The organism is Ancylobacter rudongensis, assembly GCF_900100155.1.
Taxonomy (GTDB): domain Bacteria; phylum Pseudomonadota; class Alphaproteobacteria; order Rhizobiales; family Xanthobacteraceae; genus Ancylobacter; species Ancylobacter rudongensis.
The window spans coordinates 109,393-134,524 of record NZ_FMTP01000004.1 but is presented as its reverse complement, the minus strand read 5'-3'; the positions used below and the strand labels follow the sequence as shown (position 1 = coordinate 134,524).

Below are 25,132 nucleotides of genomic sequence, written 5' to 3'. Positions count from 1 at the left end.
TCAGGGCGCCGGGGCGGAGACGTCGAGCTTTTCTGAAGGGCCAAGCAGGGCCCGGCCGGCGCCGGAGCGACGGATCAGTGCCTGCGGGTCGGGCAGCAGGATCGGGCGCTGCCAGTCGCCGCGCACGATGAAGGGCAGCGCGAAAGCCACGGAAGGCGACGGCTTAAGCGCGGCCTGGGCTGCGGCGCCATTCGGCGCTACGGTCGAGGGCGCGCCTGCGGCGAGGCTCGCCACCACGCCGGCCGCGGCCGGGGCGGCGGCGTCAGGCGCGGAATCCATCGTCTCCGCGCCGGTCACGGCAGTGCTCACCTCCGCCCTGGTGGCCGAGGCCGGCACCGCGCGCACCAGCTGGGCAACCCCGGAGAGATCGAGCGCGCGCGAGGCGACCGGGCTTTCCCCGGCCAGTGCCACATGCAGCGTGTCGCTGGAGAGATCGAGCCGGTCGAGCTTGACGATGCCGCCGTCAATGCGCGCATCGACGACGATATCGGCGAAGGGGGTGCGCCCGCCGCGCAGATCGCCGCCGGAGAGCGGGCGCTTCTCCAGCCGCGCCAGGATACGCCCGACATCGATGCCGACCAACCCACCCTGGCTGCCGGTAAGGGTGAAGGCCCCGCCGAGCCCCTCCGCAATGTCCATGATGCTGCTGCCGCCGCCCATCGCCGACAGCCGGAACGAGCCGGTGCCTTCAAGGCGCTGGAAGCGGAACAGCTCGCCCAGCGCCGGGCCCAGCGCCACATCGTCGGCGGAAAGGTCGACCCGCACATTCACCCCCGGCTCGGCCGGCCGCGGCGAGAGCTGGACCGAGGCGCGGAACAGCCCGCCCCAGGCCTCGGCCTCGCCGATGGTGAGCGAGAGCCGCCCGCCCTTGGCGGTGGCGCTGGCGGCCATACGCTGCAGATCGGCGCCGCCGAGACGAACTCGCCCGGCGGAGAGGCGCAGTTCGACATCCAGCGCCTGGGTCGGGCCGAGATCGATGGCCTCGCGGCTCCAGCCGCCCTGCCGGGGGCTGGAGAGGTTCAGTTCGCCATAGGGCGACAGGTCGATGGTCTCGCTCGCCAGCGAGCCCTGCAGCATCGGGCGCGCGCCATCGATGCGCAGATTGAAGGCGCCGATGCCGGAATTGCCGTCGAGATCGAGCCGCGCCTGGTTGAGCTGGGCGCCCTGCGCCGAGACAAGCGCCATGGCCCGCAGCTCGAAGGGGCCGAAGCCGCCCGCGGTCGGCGCGTCCATCCCCAGCCAGGCCAGCGCCTCGCGCAGTTGCCCGGCCTCGACCTTCAGCTCGCCGGAGACGACCGGCCCGCCCGCCAGCCGCGCCCCGCCGGTAAAGGAGGCGTTCGCCAGCGGGGCGGTCAGCGACAAGGTGAGACCGCCCACCTCGCCGACCGCCAGCGCCCGCAGGCCGCCAAGACGGCCGTCGATCTCCACCGCTTCGCCGCGCCACACCGCCCTGCCGGCCACCTCGACGCTGGCTCCGCCGCGCCAGCCAATGGTCAGGTCCGCCTGCGGCACCAGAATGTCGACCGTATCGCCGCGGGCGATGCCGACGCTGCCATGGGTGACGATGAGATCGCCGCGCGATTCGGCCGTGCCGAGAGCGGCGATGAAGCCACTGAGCGCCGCCAGCCCGTCGCCCGGATCGACCAGAACCAGCTTGGGATCGGTGAGTTCGATATGGTCGGCGCGCACGCGCCCGGCCAGCAGCGGCAGCACATCGAGCACCACCCGCACCGTGGGCACGTCGAGCCGGGCGCGGGGGTCTTCCAGGCTCACCCCGCCGATCGAGAGCGAGGGCCAGGGCAGCACGGCGAAGGAAACCGGCCCGTCGAGCGTCGGCTCGGCCCCGGTGGCGGCGGCGATCATCGCCCGCGCCTCGGCCCGCAGCGTCTCCTCGGAGGCGAGCTTGGGCGCCAGCACGCCGGCCACCAGCGCCAGTGCCAGCGGCACGAGGAGGAATGGAATGAACTTCTTCATTGTGTCGTCATGCTCCCCGCCCTCGCTACCGCATCGGAGCGAAGCCGCGCAAGCAAGGGCCGCGCTCATACAGGTACGGGTCGCGCGCGGGTGCCGTACCAAGGTTGCCGCACCATGTTGGCGCTCTGTGTCTGTTTGATGGCCTGACAGGCGTTCCGCCCGGCGCTATGAATGCTGCAATGCGAAGCGCGCGGCAACGGCGCGTGAACCGAAGGGGAGGACGGCATGGCAGAGGCAGGCTTTGCAACCACGGGTCAGGCGCCATTGTGGACGCCGAGCCCCGAACGTGTGGCCCATAGCCAGATCACCGCCTTCATCGCCCGGGTGAACGCCCGCCACGGCACCGCGCTGGCCGATTATCGCGCGCTGCATGCCTGGTCCATCGCCCACCCCGCTGCCTTCTGGGAGGCGGTGTGGGAGCTGGGCGAGGTGATCGGCACCCGCAGCGGCCCCTCTTTGGTCGACGGCGATCGCATGCCGGGCGCCCGCTTCTTCCCCGAGGCCCGGCTGAACTATGCCGAGAATCTGCTCCGCCCCCGTGACCGCGCCAGCGTGGCGCTGGTGTTTCGCGGCGAGGACAAGGTGGAGCGGCAGGTGAGCTTCGGCGAACTCACCGATCTCGTCTCGCGCCTGCAGCAGGCGCTCCGCGCCGCCGGCGTCGGCGTCGGCGACCGGGTGGCCGCCACCATGCCGAACCTGCCCGAGACCATCGCCGTGATGCTCGCCGCGTCCTCGCTCGGCGCGGTGTTCTCCTCCTGCTCGCCGGATTTCGGCGAGCGCGGCATTCTCGACCGCTTCGGCCAGATCGAGCCCAAGGTCTATGTCGCCTGCGACGGCTACTGGTACAATGGCAAGCCGGTCTCGATCGCGGAGAAGCTTCGGGCCGCCGTGCCGCAGATGCCAAGCGCGACGACGACGCTGATCGTGCCCTATCTCGGCCAGGCGGAAGAGGTGGCGAAGAGCCTGCCGAACGGCGTGACGCTGGAGGCCTTCCTAGCCCCCCATTCCCCCGCCCCGCTCAGCTTCGAGCGGCTGCCCTTCAACCACCCGCTGTTCATCCTGTTCTCGTCCGGCACCACGGGCGCACCGAAATGCATCGTGCACGGGGCCGGCGGCACGCTGCTCCAGCACATCAAGGAGCACCGGCTGCACTGCGATCTCGTGCCCGGCGACCGGCTATTCTACTTCACCACCTGCGGCTGGATGATGTGGAACTGGCTGGTGAGCGGCCTCGCCAGCGGGCTCACCCTCTGCCTCTATGACGGCTCGCCCTTCGCCCCCAACGCCTCCGTGCTCTGGGACTATGCGGCGCAGGAGCGCTTCGCCCTGTTCGGCACCTCGGCCAAATATATCGACCAGCTGCGCAAGGAGGGCGTGCGCCCGGGCGAGACGCATGATCTGTCGGCACTGAAGGCGATGACCTCCACCGGCTCGCCGCTGGCGCCGGAGAGCTTTGCTTTCGTCTATGAGGCGATCAAGCCGGACCTGCACCTCGCCTCGATCTCCGGCGGCACCGATATCGTCTCCTGCTTCGTGCTCGGTGACCCCACCGCGCCGGTCTACAAGGGCGAGATCCAGGCGGCGGGCCTCGGCATGGCGATGGAGGTATGGTCGGACGAGGGCACGCCCGTCACCGGCGAGCGCGGCGAGCTTGTCTGCACAAAACCCTTCCCCTGCATGCCGGTCATGTTCTGGAACGACCCGAAGGGCGCGAAGTACCACGCCGCCTATTTCGAGCGTTTCCCCAATGTCTGGTGCCATGGCGACTTCGCCGAATGGACCACCCATGGCGGGCTCATCATCCATGGCCGCTCCGACGCGACGCTGAACCCGCAAGGCGTGCGCATCGGCACCGCCGAGATCTACGCCCAGGCCGAGCAGATCCCGGAGATCGTCGAGGCCATCGCCATCGGCCAGGACTGGGACAATGATGTGCGGGTGGTGCTGTTCGTGCGGCTGCGCGAGGGCGCGGTGCTGGACGCCGAGCTCGACAAGCGCATCCGCACCCAGATCCGCACCGGGGCGAGCCCGCGCCATGTGCCGGCCCGCATCCTTGCGGTCACGGACATTCCGCGCACCCGCTCGGGCAAGATCACCGAACTCGCCGTGCGCGACGTGGTGCATGGCCGCCCGGTAAAGAACACCGAGGCGCTGGCCAACCCGGAATCGCTGGAGCTGTTCCGCAACCGGCCCGAACTGGCGGAGTGAAGCCTCACCCCTGCCGGGGCCGGGAGAGCCGCGCCAGCAGGATCACCGGCACCAGCCCCACCAGCACGATGAGCAGCGCCGCCAACGCGCCGTCCTCATAGGTGCCGCGCGCGGCCTCGGCATAGACATGGCTGGCCAGCGTCTCGAAGTTCAGTGGCCGCAGCATCAGCGTCGCCGGCAGTTCCTTCATGCAGTCGACGAACACCAACAGTGCCGCGCCGCCCAGCGCCGGCCGCAGCATCGGCAGATGGACGAGGCGCACCACCCCGCCCGGCGTCTCGCCAAGGCTGCGCGCCGCCATGTCGAGCGTGGTGCCGACCTTGCCATAGCCGGCCTCCAGCCCGCCAATGGGGATGGCGAGGAAGCGGATGACATAGGCGATGATGAGCGCCGCGCCGGAGCCGGACAGCAGCAATCCGGTGGAGACGCCGGCAAAGCGCTCGGCGAGGCCGGAGACGAGATTGTCGAAGCCGGCCAGCGGCACCAGCAGACCGACCGCCAGCACGGTGCCGGGCACGGCATAGCCCAGGCTCGCAAGTCGCAGCGCCAGCCCGGAGCGCAGCGCCCCGGTGCGCAGCGCCACCACCACGGCGAAGCCGAGCAGCAAGGCGAGCACGGTGCCGAGCGCGGCGAAGAAGGCGGTGTTCGCCGTCTCCACGAGAATGGTCTCGGAAACGCCATGGAAGGAGATCCGCTTCCATGCCGCATGGGCGAGATGGCCGGCCGGCAGCACGAAGCCGAGCAGCACCGGCAGCAGGCAGGCGAGGAAGGCAAGCGCGCCGGCCCCGGCTGAGAGCGGGCGCCGCGCCGGCGGGCGGGCGCGGTCGCCGATATTGCCGGTCCGCTGGTGGCGCCGGCCCCAGCGCTCCAGCATGACCAGCGCGAACATCAGCGCCAGCATGCACAGCGCGATCTGCGCCGCGCCCGGCAGGCTGGAGCGGTTCAGCCAGGTGGAATAGATCGACAGGGTCAGCGTCTGCACGCCGAGGAATTCGGAGGCGCCGATGTCGTTCACCGTCTCCATCAGCGCCAGCGTCACCCCCACCGCGATCGCCGGGCGGGCGAGCGGCAAGGCGATGCGGAAGAACGCCTCCCCCGCCCCCGCCCCCAGCGTGCGGGCGGCGTCGAGCACGGAAGCGGTCTGCACCAGAAAGGCGGCGCGGGCGGAGAGGTAGACATAGGGGTAGAGCACCAGCCCAAGCAGCACGATGCAGCCGGGCAGCGAGCGCACCTCCGGCAGCCAGAGGTCGCGCGGGCGCAGGTCGAAGCTGGTGCGGATCAGCGTCGGGATCGGCCCCAGCGGATGCACCGCGTCGACATAGACGAAGGCCTGGATATAGGTTGGGATGGCGAGCGGCAGCAGCAGCGCCCACTCGAACACGCCCCGCCCGGGAAAGCGGCACACCGCCACCAGCCAGGCGGTGCCGGTGCCGATGACGGCGACGAACGCGCCGACGCCGAGCACCAGCAGCGTGGTCTCGAACAGAGCGTGAGGAATGACATTGGCGATGAGGTGCGGCCACAAATCGCCCGAGCCCTGCAGCGCGGTCCAGGACAGCGCCAGCAGCGGCAGCAGCACCAGAAGCACGACCGCCCCCGCCGCCGCCCGCACGAGACGGGAGCCGGTAACAGGGGCGCGGCGCGGGCGATGGGAAAGAACCAGGCTCATCTTGCCAAATGTCCCGGGGCGGCAACCACCCCGGGACCCAATCATGTCGGTGAAGCTTGGCCGGCGCTGTCCTCAGCGTCAGCCAGGCGTTCTTCAGGGAGGCTGGCCGGCGCTGCCCTCAGCGCCGGCCAATCGTCTCGGTGACGCGGCCGGCGCGGGATCAGTTGTCGAAGCCGACCTTGTCGGCGAGGTTCGCCGCCGCCTTGCGGGCCTTGGCGACCGCGACCAGGTCGACATTGTCCACCTTCAGCGGGCCGAAGGCCGCGATGATCGGGTCGACCGGCGCGCCGGGCACCACGGGGTACTCGTAATTGCCCTTGGCGTAGAGCGCCTGCGCCTCGGGAGACACGAGATATTCCAGCAGCTTGACGGCATTGCCCTTGTTCGGGGCGTTCTTGGCGACGCTGGCGCCGGAAATGTTCACATGGGTGCCGCCATTCTCGAAGGTCGGCAGCACGACATTGATCGCCTTGGCCCATTCTTCCTGCTCGGGGCCGCCCTTGCCGGAGCGCATCAGCCCGACATAGTAGGAATTGGCGAGGCCGATGTCGCAGATGTCGCCGAGAATGTCGCGCGCCACTTCACGGTCGCCGCCGGCGGCCTTGCGGGCAAGGTTCGCCTTCACGCCCTTCAGCCATTCCTCGGCCTTGGCCTCGCCGTGATGGACGATATAGGCGGCGATCAGCGCGGTGTTGTAGGGGTGCTTGCCCGAGCGGATGCAGACCTCGCCCTTCCACTTCGGGTCGGCGAAGCTCTCATAGGTGATCGCCGTGTCCTTCACCCGGTCCTTCGAGGTGTAGGCGACGCGGGCGCGGGCGGAGAGCGCGAACCAGTCGCCATTGGCGCCGCGCAGATTGGCGGGGATGGCCTTGTCCAGCACGTCGGATGTCACCGGCTGGGTCACGCCCTGGTCGACGAGGTCGAGCAGCGCGCCGACATCCACCGTCATCAGCACGTCGGCGGGGGAGGCCTCGCCCTCGGCCTTCACGCGCTCGGCGAGGCCGTCCTTCACGAACACGCTGTTCACCTTGACGCCGGTCTTCTCGGTAAAGGCGTCGAACAGCGGCTTGGCCAGGCCCGGCTCGCGGGTCGTGTAGATGTTGACGACCTCTTCGGCGGACGCGGCGATCGGCGCCAGCGCCAGGCTGGCGGCGATGAAGCCTCCGAGAGCCAGGCGGCGGGTGAACGGGGTGAGCGTGCGGGCAGTCATCGGCGTCTCCTGCGTGCGGATCGCCGGTCAACTGGCGATCGCATGGTTGACGTTACGTCTGTCGCAGGCGGTAGCTGACGGGGGCCGGTGGGTCAACGAAAAGCTAAGTGAAGTCAATAGCTTGGAATAAGTCTAATCAAAAACTATGGCGGAAGGGTTTGACGCCGCGAGGTAAACTGCGTCGTGCCCCGGTGGGGACGCGAAAAGCAGTGCCCCTGAATGCCGAAGGCCGGTCTTGCGACCGGCCCCCGCTAAACCCTGGCGATGACGCCGAAAACCTCAGTCGAGGCCGCCAATATGGTGCTGGGCGTAGAGCTGGATGCCCAGATTGGCGATCAGGTCGAGCTGGGTTTCAAGGAAGTCGATATGGCCTTCCTCGTCCTTCATCAGCTCTTTGAACAGGTCCCGGCTGGGATAGTCCTGCACCGTCTCGGCATAGGTCGCGGCTTCCTGGTAGAGCGCGCGCGCCTCGATCTCGGCGGCGAGATCGCACTCGATCACTTCCTTGATGTCCTGGCCGATGCGCAGCGGGTCGAGCACCTGCAGGTTCGGCAGGCCTTCGAGGAACAGGATGCGATCGATGAAGCGATCAGCGTGCTGCATTTCCTCGATCGACTCGGCGCGCCACTTGGCGGCCAGCTTCTTGTAGCCCCAGTTGTCCAGCATGCGGTAATGCAGCCAGTACTGGTTGATCGCGGTGAGCTCCGAGCGGACGCCGCGGTTGAGATAGTCGATGACCTTTGAATCGCCCTTCATGGCGCCGCCTCTCCTGCTGCGAGATAGTGGCTCCTGTTTAGAAAACTTCTAAGGAATAGGCAACCCATTATCGCGCGTCGCCGGGCGCGCGCACGGGTTTTTCACCCGGGTTCGACGCGGCACAAGGCGCGGCTGTCAGCGGCATAAGGCATAGGGGAGAGAGGCGAAGGGCGACCTACTCGGCGGCCACGGCATGGCCGGCCAGATGCGGGGACCGGGCGTGGTCGACGGTCACGAGCCGGCGCGGGGTGCGGGTGTGCCGGCCGTTGCTGGGGGCATGCCCCTGCTCGCCATGGGTATGTCCCGCATGAGCATGTCCGGTATGGGCAGGCGCCGAATGGCCATGTTCGGCGTGACGATGCCCAACGTGATTGTGCCCGGCATGACTATGCCCGGCATGGCTGTGTTCGGCGTGCGGCTGCGCCGGCTGGCCGGGCGCCTGCGCCGATACCGGGCAGTCCAGCGGGCAGATCGAGCAGGCGCTGGCATTCACGTCGTCGAGCAGCTTGCGGATTGTGCGCGCGCAACGCCCGCACTGGGCGCTGCAGCCAAGGCAACGATAGACCTGCCCCACCGTGCGGACAGGCGCCGGCGTCTCCGTCACCGCGCTGCGGATCTGACGATCGGAAAGCACATTGCACGAACACACGATCATCGCGACGCGAAACCGAAGCTTTAAGGCATTTAGAATTATTCTAAATATCGCCTTTGTCTTCTCTTTTCGCGCTATTCCGGCGGGCCGTCAATTGGCAAATGTCAATCTGCCGATCATGTGAGGTGATCGACTAGTCTTCGTTCGCTCAGATTTGAGAGATTCCAGATTAGACGTTACCGCTCAACTCATCTGCACTTTTGAACGGCACCAAACTGGCGGTCTCGAAACCCTCCGCCCGGGCGATGGGGTCGCCGGCCAGCCGGGCAAAGAGCACATGGTCCTGCCAGGTGCCGTTGATGCAGAGATACTGCCGGCCATAGCCCTCGCGCCGGAAGCCGCTGCCTTCCAGCAGCCGCATGGAGGGCGCGTTGCCCGGCAGGCACGCGGCCTCGATCCGGCGCAGGCCGAGCGCGCCATGGGCGAAGGGCAGCAGGGTGCGGACCGCCGCGCCCATATAGCCCTTGCCGGCGTAGGGGGCGCCCATCCAGTAGCCGAGGCTCGCGGTCTGGGTCACGCCCCGGCGGATATTGGACAGCGACACGCCGCCCAGCAGCGCCCGGTCGGCGCGGCGGATCACCAGGAACGGATAGGCCGCGTCCTCGCGCACATCGCGGGCATAGCGGCGCATCCGCCGCCGGAACGAGCCGCGCGTGAGGTCATAGGGCGGCCAGGTCGGCTCCCACGGGGTAAGGAAATCCCGGCTCTGCTCGCGCAGGGCCGACCAGGCGGCGAAGTCCGCCATTTGCGGCAGGCGCAGCAGCACCGTCTCACCCTCGACGAGCATGGGCGGCTCATGCCAGGAAACGGTGCGAAACAGGGCCATGTGCGCTGCCGACGGCGGTTATGCTGCGCTGAGACGTTCCGCGATGCGCGCCGCCGATTCAAGCGATTTTCCCGGACCCAGCGCGGTGAAGGTCGGCCGCCCGCGCCCGATCAGCGCTTTTCCCGCCGCGCGGGCATCGTCCAGCGTCACCGCTTCCACCTTGGCGACGATTTCCTCCAGCGGGATGGGCCGCCCGAACGCCAGCATCTGCCGCGCCAGCTGGTCCGCCCGGGCGCCGGAACTCTCCAGCGCCGCCAGCAGCCCGACCTTGGCCTGCGCCTTGGAGCGCGAGAGTTCCGCCTCGGTCATGCTGTCGATGGTGATGAGAATCTGGTCCACCGCCACATCGACCAGTTCGCCGACATCGCCGCCATCGGTGCCGGCATAGACGCCGAACAGGCCGGTATCGGCATAGCCCCAATGAAAGGAATACACCGCATAACACAGGCCCCGCGCCTCGCGGACCTCCTGGAACAGCCGCGACGACATGCCCCCGCCGAGCACATTGGTGAACACCTGCAGCGCGTGGATGCCGGGATCGCGATAGGAAAGCCCGGGCAGGCCGATCAGCAGATGCGCCTGCTCCAGCTCGCGCCCGCCGCCGATCTCTACCCCGCCCTCATAGCGGGCGGGCACCGCCTCGGGCTTGTCGGCGGCGGCAAAGCTCGCCACCCGCTTTTCCGCCTCCGCCACCAGCGCCTCATGCTCGACCGCACCGGCCGCCGCCACGATCATCTTCGGCGCCCGGTAATTGCGCCCGAGATAGGTGCGCAGCTTGTCCGGTCCGAAGGAGCGCACGCTTTCCGCCGTGCCGAGGATCGAGCGGCCGATCGGCTGGCCGGGGAAGGCCCGCTCCTGGAACAGGTCGAACACCAGGTCGTCGGGCGTATCCAGCGCGGCGCCGATCTCCTGCTCGATCACATTGTGCTCGCGCGCCAGCTCTTCGGGATCGAAGGCCGGCTCGGCGAGAATGTCGGCGAGCACCTCCAGGGCGAGCGGCATGTCGGCGCCCAGCACCCGTGCGTTATAGGAGGTGTGCTCGACGCTGGTGGCGGCGTTGATATCGCCGCCGACCGCCTCGATCTCCTCGGCGATGCCGCGGGCCGAGCGGCGCCGAGTGCCCTTGAACGCCATATGCTCCAGCAGGTGCGAGATGCCGTGCTCGTCGGCCGCCTCGTCGCGCGCCCCCGCCCCCACCCAGATGCCGAGCGAGGTGGTCGCCAGATGCGGCATGGAATCGGTGATGACGGTGATGCCGTTGTCGAGCGTGGTGATGCGCGGGCCGGCGGGAAGGTCCTTGGTCAAGCGAGCGTCTCCGAGGCCCGGGCGTGCCGGGTGATATAGGCTTCGATCGCCGAGAGGTCGTTGGGCAGCGTCGGCAGCCGCTCCGGCCGCTCCATCAGGTCGGACAGATGCGGCGGCAGCGCCGGGCGCTCGCCGCAGGCCCGCTCGACCGCGTCGGGGAACTTCGCCGGATGGGCGGTGGCGAGCACCACCTGCGGCACATGCGGGTCATGGGCGACGCGCTCGGCCACCGAGACGGCGACCGCCGTGTGCGGGTCGAGCAGATAGCCCGTCTCCGCCCGCACCCGGGCGATCGTCTCCGCCGTCTGCGCCTCGTCCGCCCGTCCGGCGTCGAAATCGCCCCGCAGCGCTTCCATGGCCCCGTTCGGCGGCGAGAACGCCCCCGCCTGCGCCAGCGAGGCCATCAGCCCACGCAGCGCGCCGGCATCACGGTCCAGCGTCTCGAACAGCACGCGCTCGAAATTGGACGACACCTCGATATCCATCGAGGGCGAGGAGGAGGGCCGCACGCCGCTCACCTCGTAGCGCCCGGTCTCCAGGGTGCGGGCGAGGATGTCGTTCACATTGGTCGCCACCACCAGCCGGTCGACCGGCAGGCCCATGCGCTTGGCGACATAGCCGGCGAGCACGTCGCCGAAATTGCCGGTCGGCACCACGAAGGACACCTTGCGGTGCGGCGCGCCCAGCGCCACGCCGGCGACGAAATAATACACCACCTGCGAGACGATGCGGGCCCAGTTGATCGAGTTCACCCCGGCGAGGCGCTGCCGGTCGCGGAAGGCGTGATGGTTGAACATCGCCTTCACCTGCGCCTGGCAGTCATCGAAGGTGCCGTCGATGGCGATGGCGTGGACATTGGCGTCCGGCACCGCCGTCATCTGCCGCCGCTGCACCTCGGAGACCCGCCCGGCGGGGTAGAGGATGAACACATCGGTGCGGGCCGAGCCGCGAAACGCCTCGATCGCCGCGCTGCCGGTATCGCCCGAGGTGGCGCCGACAATGGTGGCGTGCTGGTCGCGGGCGGCCAGCACATGGTCCATCATCCGGCCCAGCAGCTGCATCGCCACGTCCTTGAAGGCGAGCGTCGGGCCGTGGAACAGCTCCAGCACGAAGCGGTTCGGGGCGATCTGCACCAGCGGCGTGGTGGCGGGGTGGCGGAAGCTGGCATAGGCCGCCTCCAGCATCGGCCGGAGCACGTCGGGCGTGAAGATCGGATCGACGAAGGGCGCGATCACCCGTCCGGCCACCTCGGCATAGGTATGCCCCGCCAGCGCGGAAATCGCCGTAGGGGCGAGCACCGGAAAGGCCTCGGGCACATACAGGCCGCCATCGCGGGCGAGGCCGGCGAGCAGGGCATCGGAGAAGGCGAGCACGGGGGCCTCGCCGCGGGTCGAGATGTAGCGCACGCGCGCCTCCGCTGGAGAAAGTGGCCGCAAACTAGTGGCGGGGGCGCGCATGCGCAAGCAAGCGCGTGCTCAAGACCTCAGCGTCGGCGCCGGCCCCAGGCATAGGCGGCGAACACGCCGAGCAGCGAGGCGGCCAGCCCGAACCAGGTCAGCGCATATTCGAGATGCCGGTTGGGAAAAGCGATCCGCGTCAGCCCGCCGCGCGGCAGGCCGCCCGGATTGGCGCTCGCATCGGCATCGATCAGAAACGGCGCCACCCGCACCAGCCCCTTGGCGCTGGCGATCGCTTCCGGGTCGCGCACATACCAGCTATCGGCGGCGGCATCATTGGCCGGGGTGAACAACGCCGCCTCTTCTGGCAGGCGCAGCAGCCCGGTGACGGTGACGAGCCCGTCCACCTGTCCCTCGGGGCGGCTGGCGGGGGCCTTGCGCTCCAGCGGCACGAAACCGCGATTGACCAGCACGAAGGCGCCATCGGGCAGCCCGAGCGGCGTCACCACCCAGTAGCCCGGCCCGCCCGAGCCATCCGGCTCCTGGTCCACCAGCGCATAGACCTGCACTTCGAGGTCATGGCGGAACCGGCCCTGCGTCGTGACGCGGCGATATTCATCATTGGCAAAGTCGATCTGGCTCCAGTCGGCCTCCGGCGGCAGCGCCACCGGCGCCTGGTGGATGCGGGCCTCGACCTGCGCGACCAGCGATTCCTTCCAGGCGAGGCGCTCCAGCTGCCACACGCCCAGCCCGACCAGGATGCCGAACGCGACCAGCGTCGCCACGGCCGCCGGCAGCAGCCGGCGCCAGAAGGGAGCTTCCTCGCTCACGCATCACCCTTGTCGAGACGGCCTTCCTGCGCGCGCTTGGCATATTGCAGCGCGATCAGCGTCGCCTTCAGCGGCCGCAGCAGGCCGAGCGTGGCGATCAGCACCAGCGGCGTCCAGAGCAGCCCATGTACCCAGAAGGGCGGCTGCCAGGTGAGTTCCACCCACAGCGCCAGCCCCACCACTAGCGCGCCGGCGGCGAGGATGATGAACACGACCGGCCCGTCGCCGGAATCGTCGAAGCTGTAGTCCAGCCCGCAGGCGGTGCAGGACGGCGCCACGGTGAGGAAGCCGTTGAACAGCTTGCCCCGGCCGCAGCGCGGGCAGCGGCAGGTGAGGCCGGCCGTATAGGGCGAGACCCCGCTATCGTAAGGTTGCAGGTCCATGGCCGGTTTCTACTCCCATTCCGGGCCGGGGCGGCACGGGCATTTCGCCACATAACGAAAAAGGGGCGGCCCGAAGCCGCCCCTTGCCGAAAGCTGTCGCCGGTTCAGTGCGGGGCGCCGGCACTGCCCCAGACATAGATGAAGGTGAACAGGAACAGCCACACCACGTCGACGAAGTGCCAGTACCAGGCCGCCGCCTCAAACCCGAAATGATGGGTCGGGGTGAAATGGCCGGCATAGAGACGGCCCAGGCACACCGCCAGGAAGATGGTGCCGACGATGACGTGGAAGCCATGGAAGCCGGTCGCCATGAAGAAGGTGGCGCCATAGATGTTGCCGGAGAAGGCGAACTCGGCATGGCTGTACTCGAAGCCCTGCAGCAGCGAGAAGATGAAGCCGAGGCCGACCGTCAGCCACAGGCCCCATTTGGCGCTCTGGCGGTCGCCATGCACCAGCGCGTGGTGCGCCCAGGTCAGCGTGGTGCCCGAGGTCAGCAGGATCAGCGTGTTGAGCAGCGGCAGGTGCCAGGGATCGAAGGTCTCGATGCCCGTCGGCGGCCACACGCCGCCCGTGGCGGTGGCGCGGGCGAAGTTGATCTCCTCGCCGACGAACAGCGAGGCGTCGAAGAAGGCCCAGAACCAGGCGACGAAGAACATCACCTCGGAGGCGATGAACAGGATCATGCCGTAGCGCAGGTGAAGCTGCACCACCGGCGTGTGGTGGTGCTCGTGTTCACCCTCGCGGATGACGTCCCGCCACCACACGGCCATGGTGTAGATGACGCCGAGCAGGCCGACGATCATCACCAGCGAGGTCATCTGGCCATGCATCCAGAACACCGCGCCAACGGCCAGGATGAAGGCGAAAACCGAAATGACGAACGGCCACGGGCTCGGATCGACGAGGTGGTAGTCGTGATGTTTGGCGTGGGCCTCGGCCATGGGTCGCGCTCTCCGTTCCGTCTATTTCTCTAGCGGGCCGTCGGCGCGGCCGCAATGTGGCGTTCCGCCCGGTTAAAGGGGCGCCTTTCCGTCCTTCAACGTGCCGGCGGCGAGCGGGGCCGCCTTGGGGAAGAAGGTGTAGGAAAGGGTGATGGTCTTGACGCCCCGCATCTCCGGATCTTCGGCGAAGGCCGGATCGACGAAGAAGACGACGGGCATGTCGAGCGTTTCGCCGGGCTGCAGCGTCTGGTCGGTAAAGCAGAAGCACTGCATCTTGGCGAAGTGGTAGCCCGACTGGGTGGGGGTGACGTTGTAGGTCGCCGACGCCGTGACCGGCTGGGAGCTGCGGTTGTGCACGCGGTAATAGGCGAGCTTGGTCTCGCCCACCCGCACATCCACCGAGCGAAGCTCGGGCGTGAAGCTCCAGTCGAGGCCGGGGGCGGTGTTGGCGTCGAAACGCACCTCCACCATGCGCTCCAGCGGCGCGCCCGGGGCCGCCGCCGCCACCCGCGTGGCGCCGCCGAAGCCGGTGACCTGGCAGAACATCTGGTAGAGCGGCACGGCGGCAAAGGCCGCGCCCGTCATCACGGCGACGAAGGCGGCGCAGCTCAGCGCCACCGTGCGGTGGTTGCGGGCGCGACGCCGGGCCGCCTGCGCGGCGGGAGCCTCGACCGGGTCTTCGCGTTCTGCTGCCATGGCAACCTCACAGCGGCCGGACAAGCACGGCGGGGCCGAGCTTGACGATGGTGACGACGTAGAACAGCACGCACAGCGCCGCCAGCACCACCGCTATGGCGATGGAACGGGCGCGCCGGCTGCGCCTCTGCTCCTCGGTCAGCACCACGCCGTCGGGTTCCTGACCGGGGGGGTTGCTTTTGTCGCTCATACCAGCCCTCGCCGCCATGCGCTCACAGCCCGAAGCCGGCCGGCGCGACCGCCTCGATGAGGAGAACCGCGAAGAGCAGGAAAAGATAAAGGATCGAGAAGCCGAACAGCCGCCGCGCCGCGACCTCCGCCGCCGCGCCTTCGCGCCGGCGATAGACCTGCACCGCCAGGAGCAGCATCAGCGCGCCGGAGACGCCCGAGACGATGCCATAGCCGAGACCGGCCATGCCGAGGAAGAAGGGCGACATCGCCAGCGGCACCAGCAGCAGCGTGTAGAGCAGGATCTGCCGGCGCGTCTCGGAAGGGCCGGCGACGACGGGCAGCATCGGCACGCCGGCACGGGCATAGTCGCCCGACTTGTAGAGCGCCAGCGCCCAGAAATGCGGCGGGGTCCAGAAGAAGATGATGAGGAAGAGCAGGATGCTCTCCAGCCCGATGCCGCCCGAGGCCGCCGCCCAGCCGACCATGGGCGGGAAGGCGCCGGCGGCGCCGCCGATGACGATGTTCTGCGGCGTCCAGCGCTTCAGCCACATCGTGTAGATGACGGCATAGAAGAAAATGGTGAAGGCGAGCAGCGCGGCGGAGAGCGCGTTGACCAGCAGGCCGAGCACCAGCACCGAGCCGACCGCCAGCGTGATGCCGAAGGCCAGCGCCTCGCCCGGCGTCACCCGGCCGGCGGGGATCGGGCGGCGGCGGGTGCGGGTCATCACCGCGTCGATATCGGCGTCCCACCACATGTTGAGCGCGCCCGAGGCGCCGGCGCCGATGGCGATGCACAGCAGGGCGGTGAAGGCGATCACCGGGTGCACCTCGCCCGGCGCACGGACGATGCCGACCAGCGCGGTGAAGATCACCAGCGACATGACCCGCGGCTTCAGCAGCGCGACATAGTCGGCCACCGAGGCATAGGACGGCGTGCCGGGCGCGCGCGGCTCGGTCGGGGTCAGGTCGAATTCGCGCGAGGCGATGTCGCTCATTCACTCAACTCCGGCATCGCCCAAGGCGATGCTCTCATTGCCGGCACCGCCGGGGCGATGCGCTCTTGGCGCTTTAGGCTCTCAGGACCGGCGCTCCCGCTGGAAGCCGCCGCCGCAAACCCGGGGGCGGGCCAGAGCCGGCCCGGCGCCCTGCAGGCGACCGGCGCGGATGACCCGCGCCGGGTGGTCGATCACGGCGTGCGCCGGCTCACTTGATCTTGGGCAGCACGTCGAAATGGTGGTAGGGCGGCGGCGAGCTCAGCGTCCATTCCAGCGTGGTCGCGCCTTCACCCCACGGATTGGCGCCGGCCGGGACCTTGGCGGCGAACATCCGGTAGATGCCGAACAGGAACACCAGCACCGCGAAGCCGGAGATGTAGGAACCGATCGAGGAGACGAAGTTCCAGCCGGCGAAGGCGTCCGGATAGTCCGCATAGCGGCGCGGCATGCCGGCGAGGCCGAGGAAGTGCTGCGGGAAGAACACCAGGTTGACGCCGATGAAGGTCAGCCAGAAGTGCACCTTGGCGATGCCCTCGCTGTACATGTAGCCGAACATCTTCGGCACCCAGTAGTACCAGCCGGCGAAGATGGCGAACACGGCGCCGAGCGACAGCACGTAGTGGAAATGCGCCACCACGTAATAGGTGTCGTGCAGCGAGCGGTCGATGCCGGCATTGGAGAGCACGACGCCGGTGACGCCGCCGACCGTGAACAGGAAGATGAAGCCGATCGCCCACAGCATCGGCACGCGCATCGAGATCGACCCGCCCCACATGGTGGCGATCCAGGAGAAGATCTTCACCCCTGTCGGCACCGCGATGATCATGGTCGCGGCGACGAAATAGGCCTGGGTCGAGGAGGACAGGCCGACCGTGTACATGTGGTGCGCCCACACCACGAAGCCGACCACGCCGATCGCTACCATCGCATAGGCCATGCCGAGATAGCCGAACACCGGCTTGCGCGAGAAGGTCGAGACGATGTGCGAGACGATGCCGAAGCCGGGCAGGATCAGGATGTACACTTCCGGGTGGCCGAAGAACCAGAACAGGTGCTGGAACAGGATCGGGTCGCCGCCGCCGGCCGGGTCGAAGAAGGTGGTGCCGAAATTGCGGTCCGTCAGCAGCATGGTGATGGCGCCGGCCAGAACCGGCAGCGACAGCAGCAGCAGGAACGCGGTCACAAGCTGCGACCAGGCGAAGAGCGGCATCTTGTGCAGCGTCATGCCCGGGGCGCGCATGTTGAGGATCGTCGTGATCAGGTTGATCGCGCCGAGGATCGAGGAGGCGCCGGCAATGTGCAGCGACAGGATCAGCAGGTCCATCGCCGGGCCGGGATGGCCGAGCTTGCTCGACAGCGGCGGGTAGATGGTCCAGCCGCCACCGAAGCCGGTGGAGCCGGCCGCGCCCTCGACGAACAGCGACAGGATCGCCAGCCCGAAGGCGGGCGGCAGCAGCCAGAACGCCACGTTATTGATGCGCGGGAAGGCGGTGTCCGGCGCGCCGATCATCAGCGGGATGAAGTAGTTGCCGAAGCCGCCGATCATCGCCGGCATCACCATGAAGAAGATCATGATGAGGCCGTGGCCGGTGGTGAACACGTTGAAGGTCTGCGGATCGGAGAAGATCTGCATCCCCGGTTGCTGCAGCTCCATACGGATGCCGATGGACAGGGCGCCGCCCACGATCCCCGCGATGATCGCGAAGATCAGGTACATCACACCGATGTCCTTGTTGTTGGTCGAATAGACCCAGCGCTTCCAACCCGTCGGATCGCCCGCGTGACCGGCTGCGTATGCCATGGAACCGTCCCTCATTCGCGCCCTTTCAGGCACTTAGAAACTTCAATGCGCCGAACCGGCACTCTCAGCGGGCAGCAATGCCCGCCACGTCGCCCTGCGCGACACGCGCCGGCGCCGGAGCCCCGGCGAATTCCTGCTTGGCCGTCTCGACCCAGGCCGCGAACTCTTCCTCGCTCACCACCCGGATGGCGATGGGCATGAAGGCGTGGTCCTTGCCGCACAGCTCGGAGCACTGGCCATAATAGATCCCTTCCTTGGTCGCCTGGAACCAGCTCTCGTTCAGCCGGCCCGGCAGGGCGTCGATCTTCACGCCGAAGGACGGAAGAGCGAAGGAGTGGATCACGTCGGCGGCCGTCACCTGGATGCGGACCACCTTGTTGACAGGCACGACCACGTCGTTGTCGACCGCGAGCAGGCGCGGCTGGCCGGGCTTCAGGTCCGCTTCCGGCACCATCAGGCTGTCGAAGCTGAAGGCGCCATTGTCGGGATATTCATAGGACCAGTACCACTGGTGGCCCGTCACCTTCACGGTGAGGTCCGCCTTCGGCAGGTCCAGCTGCAGGAACAGCAGCCGGAAGGAGGGGATGGCGATCGCCACCAGGATGAGCACCGGAACCACCGTCCACACCACCTCGATCATGGTGTGATGCGTCGTGCGGGAAGGCACCGGATTGGCCTTCTCGTTGAAGCGCACCATCACCACGATCAGCAGCGCCAGCACCAGCAGCACGACCGCGACGATGATGACGAGCAGGAAGAAGTGGAAGGAGTGGATGCTCTCCATCACCGGAGAGGCCGCCCCCTGAAGATTGATCTGCCAGGGCGAAGGCTGTCCCGTTTCCGCCAGCGCGGCCCCGGTAAAAGCCAGCGCCAGCATGCCGAGCACCCCACCGGCAAGGCCGGCCGTCCGGCGTGCAGCGTTGCGGACCCACGAATTCATCGCGAACGTCACTCCCATCAGCTTCCCCGTGGCCCGGATGAAGCGATGGCAATCGCGTGTCGGGCCAGCGTGATTTGATCTTCATCAAACACAAAAAGGACACCTGAGCAACGCGCCAGGGGGGGTACCCTCCTGCGACATGACGTCGGGTGCCTGGAACCGTTCTATCTCCGTGGGGCGATGGATTGCCGCATTCTTGACATCACGCTCGGGCTTGTACCGCCTCCTGCCCTGGGGAGCGGTGGAAAAGGGCCCCACGCACGATTCGCCTTGTCCCCCGCCGCCGATTCTTTAGAAGACATAGCGAACGACACTTTTCGGGAGACAGCCATGCCCGGCTTCGCGGCCCTCCGTTCAGCCATTGTCGCGGCGCTTGCCGTCGCGGCGCTGTTCGCCTCCTTCGACGGGGCGGCGGCGCAGGGCGTCGTGCGCTCGGTTCATGGCGAATGGCAGATCCGGTGCGACACCCCGCCCGGCGCCCAGTCCGAGCAATGCGTGCTGCTGCAGAGCGTGCAGGCGGATGACCGCCCCAATGTCGGGCTCACCGCCATCGTGCTGAAGATGCGCGACAGCGGCAAGTCGCTGCTGCGCGTGCTCGCGCCGCTCGGCGTGCTGCTGCCCTCCGGCCTCGGCCTCATCATCGACGACACGCCCATCGGCAGCGTCGGCTTCGTGCGCTGCGTGCCCAATGGCTGCGTCGCCGAGGTGGAGATGGACGCCACGCTGATGGAACGCCTGCGCAACGGCACCAAGGCGATCTTCGTCATCCGCGAGACGCCCGAGCCGGATGAGGGCATCGGCATCCCGCTCAATCTCAACGGGTTCGGCCAGGGCTACGACGCGCTTCCGTGAGGCGGCGCCGATGATTGCGGCCGCCGGGGACGCCTCCCCTCCCCGCCTCGTCATCTTCGACATGGATGACGTGCTGCTGCACTACGATGTCGAGGCCCGCCGCGCCGCCATGGGCGCTCCGGCGGGGCTCTCCGCCGCCGATGTCGAGCGCCTCGTCTGGCACAGCGGCATCGAGAACGCCTCCGACCTCGGCCACCTCACCCCCGACGCCTATCTCGCCGCCATCGCGCAGGCACTCGGCGTGCCGTTCGGCCGCGCCGACTGGCTGCGCACGCGCGCCCTCGCCATGACGCTGGACCCGGAGGCGCTGGCGCTGGCGGAGGAGGTGCGGGCGCGCGCGCCCATCGCCCTGCTCACCAATAACGGCCACATCATGCGCGAGCATTTCGACGTGCTGGTGCCGGAACTGCGGGCGCTGTTCGGCCCGGCCATGCATGTCGCCTGCGAGTTCGGGGCGAAGAAGCCGTCCCCTTCCGTGTATAAAGGCGTCGCCGCCCGCTATGGCGTCGCCCCCGGCGAGGCGGTGATGATCGACGACAAGCCCGCCAATATCGCCGGCGCCCGCGAGGCGGGGCTGCGCGCCCACCTTTTCACCCGGGCGGCCGAGCTCGCGACGTTCCTGCGCGCGCACCATATGGTCGCCTGAAGCCTTTTCGCCGCGAGCCCTTTTCATCCATGCCCGAGCTGCCCGAAGTCGAAACCGTCCGGCGGGGCCTCGCCCCGGTCATGGAGGGCCGCCGCATCCTGGCGGCCGTGGCCCGGCGGCCGGACCTGCGCTGGCCGCTGCCCGAGCGCTTCGCCGAGCGGCTGACCGGACGGACGCTGCGCCGGCTGGAGCGGCGGGCGAAATACCTCATGGCGGATGTGGGACCCGATGCCGGCGGCATCGACGAGGTGCTGGTCATGCATCTGGGCATGTCCGGCTCGTTCCGCATCGAGCCCGACACCGGCCCGCCGGAAACTCCGGGCGACTTCCACCTGCCGCGCTCGCGCCTCGCCGCCCACGACCATGTCGTGCTGCGCATGGAAGGCAGCGCCGACGGGAGCCCGACAGGTGCGGCAGGCGGCGTGGAGATCGTCTACAACGACCCGCGCCGCTTCGGCGCCATGTTCCTGCTGCCGCGCGAGGGCCTGGCGGCGCACCCGCTGTTCCGCGACATCGGGCCCGAGCCGCTGGGCGCCGACTTCACCCCCGAAGCGCTGGCCCGCGCCCTCGCCGGGCGCCGCACCCCGATCAAGGCGGCGCTGCTCGACCAGAAGGTCGTCGCCGGGCTGGGTAATATTTATGTGTGCGAGGCGCTGCACCGCGCCGGCCTCTCGCCGGAACGTGCGGCCTTCACCCTCACCGCACCGACCGGCCACCCCACCGCACTGACCGTCCAGCTGGTCGAGACCATCCAGATGGTACTCGAGGAGGCCATCAAGGCCGGCGGCTCGACCCTGCGCGACCACGCCCAAGTGGACGGTACGCTTGGCTATTTCCAGCACACCTTCCGCGTCTATGACCGCGAGGGCGGCGCCTGCACGAGCCCCAAATGCCGGGGAACCATCGCCCGGCTTGTGCAAAGCGGGCGCTCGACCTTCTATTGTGCCGCCTGCCAGCGCTAGGAGCCGCCATGTCCTACGACACCATCCTCGTCGAAACCAACCGGCGCGTCGGCGTCATCACCCTCAACCGCCCCAAGGCCCTGAACGCCCTCAACGCCGCGCTGATCGACGAGCTCGGCCGGGCGCTGGACGGCTTCGAGCGCAACCCGGCCATTGGCTGCATCGTCCTCACCGGCTCCGAGCGCGCCTTCGCGGCGGGAGCAGATATCAAGGAAATGCAGGGGCTTGGCTTTCCCTCGACCTATGTCGACGACTTCATCACCTCCTGGGAACGGCTGTCGCGCTGCCGCAAGCCGGTGGTCGCCGCGGTCGCCGGCTACGCGCTCGGCGGCGGCTGCGAGATGGCGATGATGTGCGACATCATCCTCGCCGCCGACAATGCCCGCTTCGGCCAGCCGGAGATCCAGCTCGGCATCATACCGGGCGCCGGCGGCTCGCAGCGCCTAACCCGGGCGGTCGGCAAGGCCAAGGCGATGGAGATGATCCTCACCGGCCGCACCCTCACCGCCGAGGAAGCCGACCGCTACGGCCTGGTCTCGCGCGTGGTCCCGCTAGCTGAGCTGAAGGCCGAGGCGATGAAGGTCGCCGACACCATCGCCGGCCTGTCGCTCCCCTCGGTGATGATGGCCAAGGAGAGCGTCAACCGCGCCTTCGAATCCTCACTGGCCGAAGGAATCCGATTCGAACGCCGGCTCTTCCAGAGCTTGTTCGCCACGGCCGACCAGAAAGAAGGAATGACTGCCTTTGCGGACAAGCGCGGAGCCTCTTTCACCAACAATTAACCATTGCCATCGCGGCCGCTCGCGCCTTGCATATTGACGCGGCGGCGCCCCCCGACTATAAGCCCGCCACTCACGCGGAGCTCCTCCGGGGTCAGCTCTGCTTAATCATTTGCAACCGACATTTCGGCAAGGCGCGGTACGTGGCGTCCTTGCGAAGATGAAGAGGATGGCCGATGGCCAATACGCCCTCCGCCAAAAAGGCGGCTCGCAAGATTGAGCGCCGGACCGAGGTCAACAAGAACCGCCGTTCGCGGATGCGCACCTTTGTGCGCAAGGTCGAGGAGGCTCTGGCCTCCGGCGACAAGGATGCGGCGGGTGCGGCCTTCAAGAATGCCGAGCCGGAAATCATGCGCGCCGCCCAGAAGGGCGTGCTGCCCAAGAACACCGCCTCGCGCAAGGTTTCGCGTCTGGCGCAGCGTCTGGCCAAGCTTAGCGCCTGAACGCCTCGGCTTGCAGGGATGACTTGCAGGCAGACCCGATCAAGACGATCGATATGACGTGAAGCCCGGCCCTGTGCCGGGCTTTTCGCATTTGCGAAGTGGCGGGGTTGCTGCTCCCCCGGGCATGGCTGGGGCGGTCGCACGGCCGCTGCGAACGACGTTGCAAAAGTGTCACAGAGGTTGGTCACGGCTCAAACTCCTTGATCCCGAGGAGCGATGCTCCTTGACTCAAGCGCCACCCCGAGCAAGGCCAAAAATCGCAAAATCGCTGTCAAATTGCGAGCGCGCCGCGCAGAATTTTCCCTTATTTTTCATTACTTTATGACCCACACTCGCCACACCCTCTCGAATCACCCTCTCCCGACCCGCCCCTCCCCCCTCCCATGCAAATTTAGCTGCGGAAAGACCCGCCAATCCGCCTCGATGAATCTTGCAAGTGACTCAGAGATTTGCCGACTGATGGCTCTTTTTTGGGCGCCCGAATCAGCGGCGTGCGGCACTCAGATGCCACTGCTGCGACGCCGATGACGTTGCACCGCAGGGGGGTGCTGTGTATGTTGTCTTCATCCGGTCCGGCCGGACACCTCAGCGAAAAGTTGAGTTTTGGAACGGCTCATTGCAACGTGAGGAGGGTGGTGTGTGCTGTATTCATGACCCTACCTCAACCAGATTTGCTGTCGCCTGGCGTCAAACGACATATCTTCCCCAAGAGAAGAACTTGTCAGCATAGTGCGTAGTGTTGCCGATTTTTAGTTGAATCATAACAATCTGAACTTTTAAGGGCGGCAATGATCTTGCCGTGAAGGGGCTGCTATGACCACGCGAATGAGCGCACAAGAGGGTGCGTGCCCCGAACGCCCCACCATTACGATGGTGGATGGCGTCGGCGACGACGAAAGACGAAACCCTCAGTCAAGCTGCGTTCCGCGTGAGCCTCATATGCTAGTCCATTCGCCTATTGAGGCGCTGATGCGGGTCGTCTAATGACATCCCCCGCCGATTGATGGACGGCCGCAAGGCGACGTCGACCACTCCATTCACACTGATGAGCCTGTCGCCCGCTCGGTCGCGCCTGCGATCCTGCGTGACGGCATGGCTCTCGTGTGTCCCAACAACCGCATAAAAAGCGCGGAGCCGATATGTTCAAAGATGGCATCGAACCCTCTAGCAAAGCCCAGTTCCCCGGCGTGGCGGCACGCGCTGGTGCGCGGGCAGGGCTGGACACGGACGCACGCGAAGCGTGGGATCGTGTACGCCGCCGTCTGCGCGCCGAAGTCGGCGAAGAGGTGTATTCGAGCTGGTTCCCGCGCATCGAACTGGATGGAATCCATGATGGATTCGTGCGGCTGTCCGTCCCCACACGCTTCCTCAAGACGTGGATTCAGCAGCACTATATAGAGCGCCTGGTAGCGCTCTGGCAGGAAGAGGGCTCGGCCGACCGCGTCGAACTGATCGTCCGCACAGCGGTGATGCGGGCGCCGGGCGCCACGCCGATGCCGGTGCGCGCCGCTGTGACGCGGCCCGCCGCACCCATCGAGGCCGACGTCGCGACGCCCGTATCGATCGCCATGGCAAATCCGGCGGAAGTGGCCAACGGATCGCCGCTGGACCCCCGTCTGAATTTCTCGACCTATCGTCTTGGTGATTCCAACCGCCTCGCCCACGCTGCGGCGCTGAAGGTGGCCCATGCTCCGTCCGGCAGCGGGCCGGTCTTCAACCCGCTTTATCTCCACGCGGCCGTCGGCCTCGGCAAGACGCACCTGCTCCAGGCCATTGCCGCCGATGGCGCCGACCATGGCCGCCGCGTCGTCTACCTCACCGCCGAACGCTTCATGTACGGCTTCGTCGCCGCACTGAAGAGCCAGTCCTCGCTGGCCTTCAAGGAGCAGCTGCGCGGCATCGACACGCTTGTTATCGACGACCTGCAGTTCTTGCAGGGCAAGAGCGTCCAACAGGAATTCTGTCACACGCTCAACGCCCTGATGGATTCCGGCCGCCAGGTGGTGATCGCCGCCGACCGTCCGCCGGCCGAACTCGACGCACTGGAGGAGCGGGTACGTTCGCGCCTCGCCGGTGGCCTCGTGGTCGAAATCGCGCCGCTGGATGACGAGTTGAAACTCGAAATCCTGGCCGCCCGCATCGCCACCCTCGCGCACCAGCATCCCGGCTTCGGTGTGCCGCCGGACGTGCTGAACTTCATCGCCCGCAATTGCGGTCAGAACGGCCGCGACCTCGACGGCGCGCTGAACCGCCTGCTCGCGCATAATCAGCTGACCTCGCGCGCCATCACCCTGGAGATGGCCGAGACAGCTGTGCGCGACCTGGTGCGCTCCAGCGAGCCCAAGCGCGTGCGGGTGGACGACATTCTGCGCGTCGTCGCCAAGCACTATAATGTCAGCCGTGCCGACATCCTCTCCCAGCGCCGCACCGCCAATGTGGTGAAGCCGCGCCAGATCGCGATGTACCTTGCGAAGATGCTGACCCTGCGCTCGCTGCCCGAGATCGGCCGACGTTTCGGCGGTCGCGATCACACGACCGTGCTGCACGCCGTGCGCAAGATCGACGGCCTTGTCGGCACCGACCGCGTGCTGGCCGACGAGGTGGAAACGCTGAAGCGGCTGGTCAACGAAGAGTAGCCGAAAGCGCCGCCTGGCAGCTTGCTCCCCACTATCCCCGTAGATTTCCCCATCATTTAG

General features: G+C 67.7%; 24 protein-coding genes. 7 read left to right on the top strand and 17 right to left on the bottom strand.

Annotated features, from left to right (window positions below; all coding sequences use genetic code 11):
• Window positions 1-1,974 (bottom strand): AsmA family protein, encoded by a 1,974-nt coding sequence (locus BLO63_RS11820; protein ID WP_091440643.1) that lies wholly within the window; start codon window positions 1,972-1,974, stop codon window positions 1-3.
• A 225-nt stretch (window positions 1,975-2,199) separates the two neighbouring features.
• Between BLO63_RS11820 and BLO63_RS11815 the strand changes: the two genes are divergently transcribed.
• Window positions 2,200-4,182: an acetoacetate--CoA ligase gene (locus BLO63_RS11815; protein ID WP_091440641.1), complete on the top strand. Its 1,983-nt coding sequence runs from the start codon at window positions 2,200-2,202 to the stop codon at window positions 4,180-4,182.
• Between the two features lie 4 nt (window positions 4,183-4,186).
• Here BLO63_RS11815 and BLO63_RS11810 read toward each other — a convergent pair whose 3' ends face one another.
• The 15 genes from BLO63_RS11810 to coxB form a co-directional block, all read right to left on the bottom strand.
• Window positions 4,187-5,851 carry an ABC transporter permease gene (locus BLO63_RS11810; RefSeq protein WP_091440638.1) on the bottom strand — a complete coding sequence of 555 codons (1,665 nt, stop codon included), beginning with the start codon at window positions 5,849-5,851 and terminating at the stop codon, window positions 4,187-4,189.
• A gap of 160 nt (window positions 5,852-6,011) precedes the next feature.
• Entirely contained in the window at window positions 6,012-7,061 is a 1,050-nt protein-coding gene (locus BLO63_RS11805) for an extracellular solute-binding protein (protein WP_091440636.1), read from the bottom strand.
• A 279-nt stretch (window positions 7,062-7,340) separates the two neighbouring features.
• Window positions 7,341-7,817: a bacterioferritin gene (gene bfr / locus BLO63_RS11800; protein ID WP_091440634.1), complete on the bottom strand. Its 477-nt coding sequence runs from the start codon at window positions 7,815-7,817 to the stop codon at window positions 7,341-7,343.
• A 175-nt stretch (window positions 7,818-7,992) separates the two neighbouring features.
• A complete protein-coding gene (locus tag BLO63_RS11795) occupies window positions 7,993-8,472 on the bottom strand; it encodes a (2Fe-2S)-binding protein (RefSeq protein WP_091440631.1) in 480 nt (159 codons plus the stop codon).
• Window positions 8,473-8,638: 166 nt separating this feature from the next.
• Complete coding sequence (locus BLO63_RS11790; protein WP_091440629.1) at window positions 8,639-9,295, bottom strand: GNAT family N-acetyltransferase; 657 nt, start codon at window positions 9,293-9,295, stop codon at window positions 8,639-8,641.
• 18 nt (window positions 9,296-9,313) lie between these two features.
• The gene (locus tag BLO63_RS11785; protein ID WP_091440625.1) at window positions 9,314-10,600 is read right to left on the bottom strand and encodes a M16 family metallopeptidase; all 1,287 of its coding nucleotides are present in this window, start codon (window positions 10,598-10,600) and stop codon (window positions 9,314-9,316) included.
• The gene (gene thrC, locus BLO63_RS11780; RefSeq protein WP_091440623.1) at window positions 10,597-12,006 is read right to left on the bottom strand and encodes a threonine synthase; all 1,410 of its coding nucleotides are present in this window, start codon (window positions 12,004-12,006) and stop codon (window positions 10,597-10,599) included. The genes BLO63_RS11785 and thrC overlap by 4 nt, the downstream gene beginning before the upstream one ends.
• 77 nt (window positions 12,007-12,083) lie before the next feature.
• On the bottom strand, window positions 12,084-12,827 hold the full coding sequence (locus tag BLO63_RS11775) for an SURF1 family protein (protein WP_091440621.1): 744 nt from the start codon (window positions 12,825-12,827) through the stop codon (window positions 12,084-12,086).
• Window positions 12,824-13,210 (bottom strand): DUF983 domain-containing protein, encoded by a 387-nt coding sequence (locus tag BLO63_RS11770; RefSeq protein WP_091440617.1) that lies wholly within the window; start codon window positions 13,208-13,210, stop codon window positions 12,824-12,826. The genes BLO63_RS11775 and BLO63_RS11770 overlap by 4 nt, the downstream gene beginning before the upstream one ends.
• 104 nt (window positions 13,211-13,314) lie before the next feature.
• Entirely contained in the window at window positions 13,315-14,151 is an 837-nt protein-coding gene (locus BLO63_RS11765) for a cytochrome c oxidase subunit 3 (RefSeq protein WP_091440615.1), read from the bottom strand.
• Between the two features lie 72 nt (window positions 14,152-14,223).
• Window positions 14,224-14,847 carry a cytochrome c oxidase assembly protein gene (locus BLO63_RS11760; protein ID WP_091440613.1) on the bottom strand — a complete coding sequence of 208 codons (624 nt, stop codon included), beginning with the start codon at window positions 14,845-14,847 and terminating at the stop codon, window positions 14,224-14,226.
• A 7-nt stretch (window positions 14,848-14,854) separates the two neighbouring features.
• On the bottom strand, window positions 14,855-15,037 hold the full coding sequence (locus tag BLO63_RS11755) for a hypothetical protein (protein WP_091440611.1): 183 nt from the start codon (window positions 15,035-15,037) through the stop codon (window positions 14,855-14,857).
• A gap of 22 nt (window positions 15,038-15,059) precedes the next feature.
• Window positions 15,060-16,013 carry a heme o synthase gene (locus BLO63_RS11750; protein WP_091440609.1) on the bottom strand — a complete coding sequence of 318 codons (954 nt, stop codon included), beginning with the start codon at window positions 16,011-16,013 and terminating at the stop codon, window positions 15,060-15,062.
• A gap of 208 nt (window positions 16,014-16,221) precedes the next feature.
• Window positions 16,222-17,814: a cytochrome c oxidase subunit I gene (ctaD, locus tag BLO63_RS11745; RefSeq protein ID WP_091440607.1), complete on the bottom strand. Its 1,593-nt coding sequence runs from the start codon at window positions 17,812-17,814 to the stop codon at window positions 16,222-16,224.
• Between the two features lie 64 nt (window positions 17,815-17,878).
• A complete protein-coding gene (coxB, locus tag BLO63_RS11740) occupies window positions 17,879-18,772 on the bottom strand; it encodes a cytochrome c oxidase subunit II (protein WP_091440605.1) in 894 nt (297 codons plus the stop codon).
• Between the two features lie 312 nt (window positions 18,773-19,084).
• Between coxB and BLO63_RS11735 the strand changes: the two genes are divergently transcribed.
• From BLO63_RS11735 to rpsT, 5 genes are all read left to right on the top strand, one after another.
• Complete coding sequence (locus tag BLO63_RS11735) at window positions 19,085-19,606, top strand: invasion associated locus B family protein (protein WP_091440603.1); 522 nt, start codon at window positions 19,085-19,087, stop codon at window positions 19,604-19,606.
• A 10-nt stretch (window positions 19,607-19,616) separates the two neighbouring features.
• Window positions 19,617-20,252 carry an HAD family hydrolase gene (locus tag BLO63_RS11730; protein ID WP_091440601.1) on the top strand — a complete coding sequence of 212 codons (636 nt, stop codon included), beginning with the start codon at window positions 19,617-19,619 and terminating at the stop codon, window positions 20,250-20,252.
• A 29-nt stretch (window positions 20,253-20,281) separates the two neighbouring features.
• A complete protein-coding gene (gene mutM / locus BLO63_RS11725; RefSeq protein WP_091440599.1) occupies window positions 20,282-21,214 on the top strand; it encodes a bifunctional DNA-formamidopyrimidine glycosylase/DNA-(apurinic or apyrimidinic site) lyase in 933 nt (310 codons plus the stop codon).
• Between the two features lie 8 nt (window positions 21,215-21,222).
• On the top strand, window positions 21,223-21,996 hold the full coding sequence (locus BLO63_RS11720) for an enoyl-CoA hydratase (RefSeq protein ID WP_091440597.1): 774 nt from the start codon (window positions 21,223-21,225) through the stop codon (window positions 21,994-21,996).
• 173 nt (window positions 21,997-22,169) lie between these two features.
• Window positions 22,170-22,436, top strand: a complete 267-nt coding sequence (gene rpsT, locus BLO63_RS11715; protein WP_091440595.1) for a 30S ribosomal protein S20 — start codon at window positions 22,170-22,172, stop codon at window positions 22,434-22,436.
• 1,037 nt (window positions 22,437-23,473) lie between these two features.
• On the opposite strand, the gene BLO63_RS21125 is transcribed toward rpsT, so the two are convergent.
• A complete protein-coding gene (locus BLO63_RS21125) occupies window positions 23,474-23,767 on the bottom strand; it encodes a hypothetical protein (protein ID WP_162841805.1) in 294 nt (97 codons plus the stop codon).
• Here BLO63_RS21125 and dnaA point away from each other — a divergent pair.
• Complete coding sequence (gene dnaA, locus BLO63_RS11710) at window positions 23,654-25,072, top strand: chromosomal replication initiator protein DnaA (protein WP_091441412.1); 1,419 nt, start codon at window positions 23,654-23,656, stop codon at window positions 25,070-25,072. The genes BLO63_RS21125 and dnaA overlap by 114 nt on opposite strands.
• The last annotated feature ends 60 nt before the right edge of the window (window positions 25,073-25,132 follow it).

Bases quoted from the DNA above. Each gene is read 5' to 3' on its own strand.
- BLO63_RS11820 (WP_091440643.1), bottom strand. From the start codon at position 1,974: ATGAAGAAGTTCATTCCATTCCTCCTCGTGCCGCTGGCACTGGCGCTG.
- BLO63_RS11815 (WP_091440641.1), top strand. From the start codon at position 2,200: ATGGCAGAGGCAGGCTTTGCAACCACGGGTCAGGCGCCATTGTGGACG.
- BLO63_RS11810 (WP_091440638.1), bottom strand. From the start codon at position 5,851: ATGAGCCTGGTTCTTTCCCATCGCCCGCGCCGCGCCCCTGTTACCGGC.
- BLO63_RS11805 (WP_091440636.1), bottom strand. From the start codon at position 7,061: ATGACTGCCCGCACGCTCACCCCGTTCACCCGCCGCCTGGCTCTCGGA.
- bfr (WP_091440634.1), bottom strand. From the start codon at position 7,817: ATGAAGGGCGATTCAAAGGTCATCGACTATCTCAACCGCGGCGTCCGC.
- BLO63_RS11795 (WP_091440631.1), bottom strand. From the start codon at position 8,472: ATGATCGTGTGTTCGTGCAATGTGCTTTCCGATCGTCAGATCCGCAGC.
- BLO63_RS11790 (WP_091440629.1), bottom strand. From the start codon at position 9,295: ATGGCCCTGTTTCGCACCGTTTCCTGGCATGAGCCGCCCATGCTCGTC.
- BLO63_RS11770 (WP_091440617.1), bottom strand. From the start codon at position 13,210: ATGGACCTGCAACCTTACGATAGCGGGGTCTCGCCCTATACGGCCGGC.
- BLO63_RS11765 (WP_091440615.1), bottom strand. From the start codon at position 14,151: ATGGCCGAGGCCCACGCCAAACATCACGACTACCACCTCGTCGATCCG.
- BLO63_RS11760 (WP_091440613.1), bottom strand. From the start codon at position 14,847: ATGGCAGCAGAACGCGAAGACCCGGTCGAGGCTCCCGCCGCGCAGGCG.
- BLO63_RS11755 (WP_091440611.1), bottom strand. From the start codon at position 15,037: ATGAGCGACAAAAGCAACCCCCCCGGTCAGGAACCCGACGGCGTGGTG.
- BLO63_RS11750 (WP_091440609.1), bottom strand. From the start codon at position 16,013: ATGAGCGACATCGCCTCGCGCGAATTCGACCTGACCCCGACCGAGCCG.
- ctaD (WP_091440607.1), bottom strand. From the start codon at position 17,814: ATGGCATACGCAGCCGGTCACGCGGGCGATCCGACGGGTTGGAAGCGC.
- coxB (WP_091440605.1), bottom strand. From the start codon at position 18,772: ATGGGAGTGACGTTCGCGATGAATTCGTGGGTCCGCAACGCTGCACGC.
- BLO63_RS11735 (WP_091440603.1), top strand. From the start codon at position 19,085: ATGCCCGGCTTCGCGGCCCTCCGTTCAGCCATTGTCGCGGCGCTTGCC.
- BLO63_RS11730 (WP_091440601.1), top strand. From the start codon at position 19,617: ATGATTGCGGCCGCCGGGGACGCCTCCCCTCCCCGCCTCGTCATCTTC.
- mutM (WP_091440599.1), top strand. From the start codon at position 20,282: ATGCCCGAGCTGCCCGAAGTCGAAACCGTCCGGCGGGGCCTCGCCCCG.
- BLO63_RS11720 (WP_091440597.1), top strand. From the start codon at position 21,223: ATGTCCTACGACACCATCCTCGTCGAAACCAACCGGCGCGTCGGCGTC.
- rpsT (WP_091440595.1), top strand. From the start codon at position 22,170: ATGGCCAATACGCCCTCCGCCAAAAAGGCGGCTCGCAAGATTGAGCGC.
- BLO63_RS21125 (WP_162841805.1), bottom strand. From the start codon at position 23,767: ATGGATTCCATCCAGTTCGATGCGCGGGAACCAGCTCGAATACACCTC.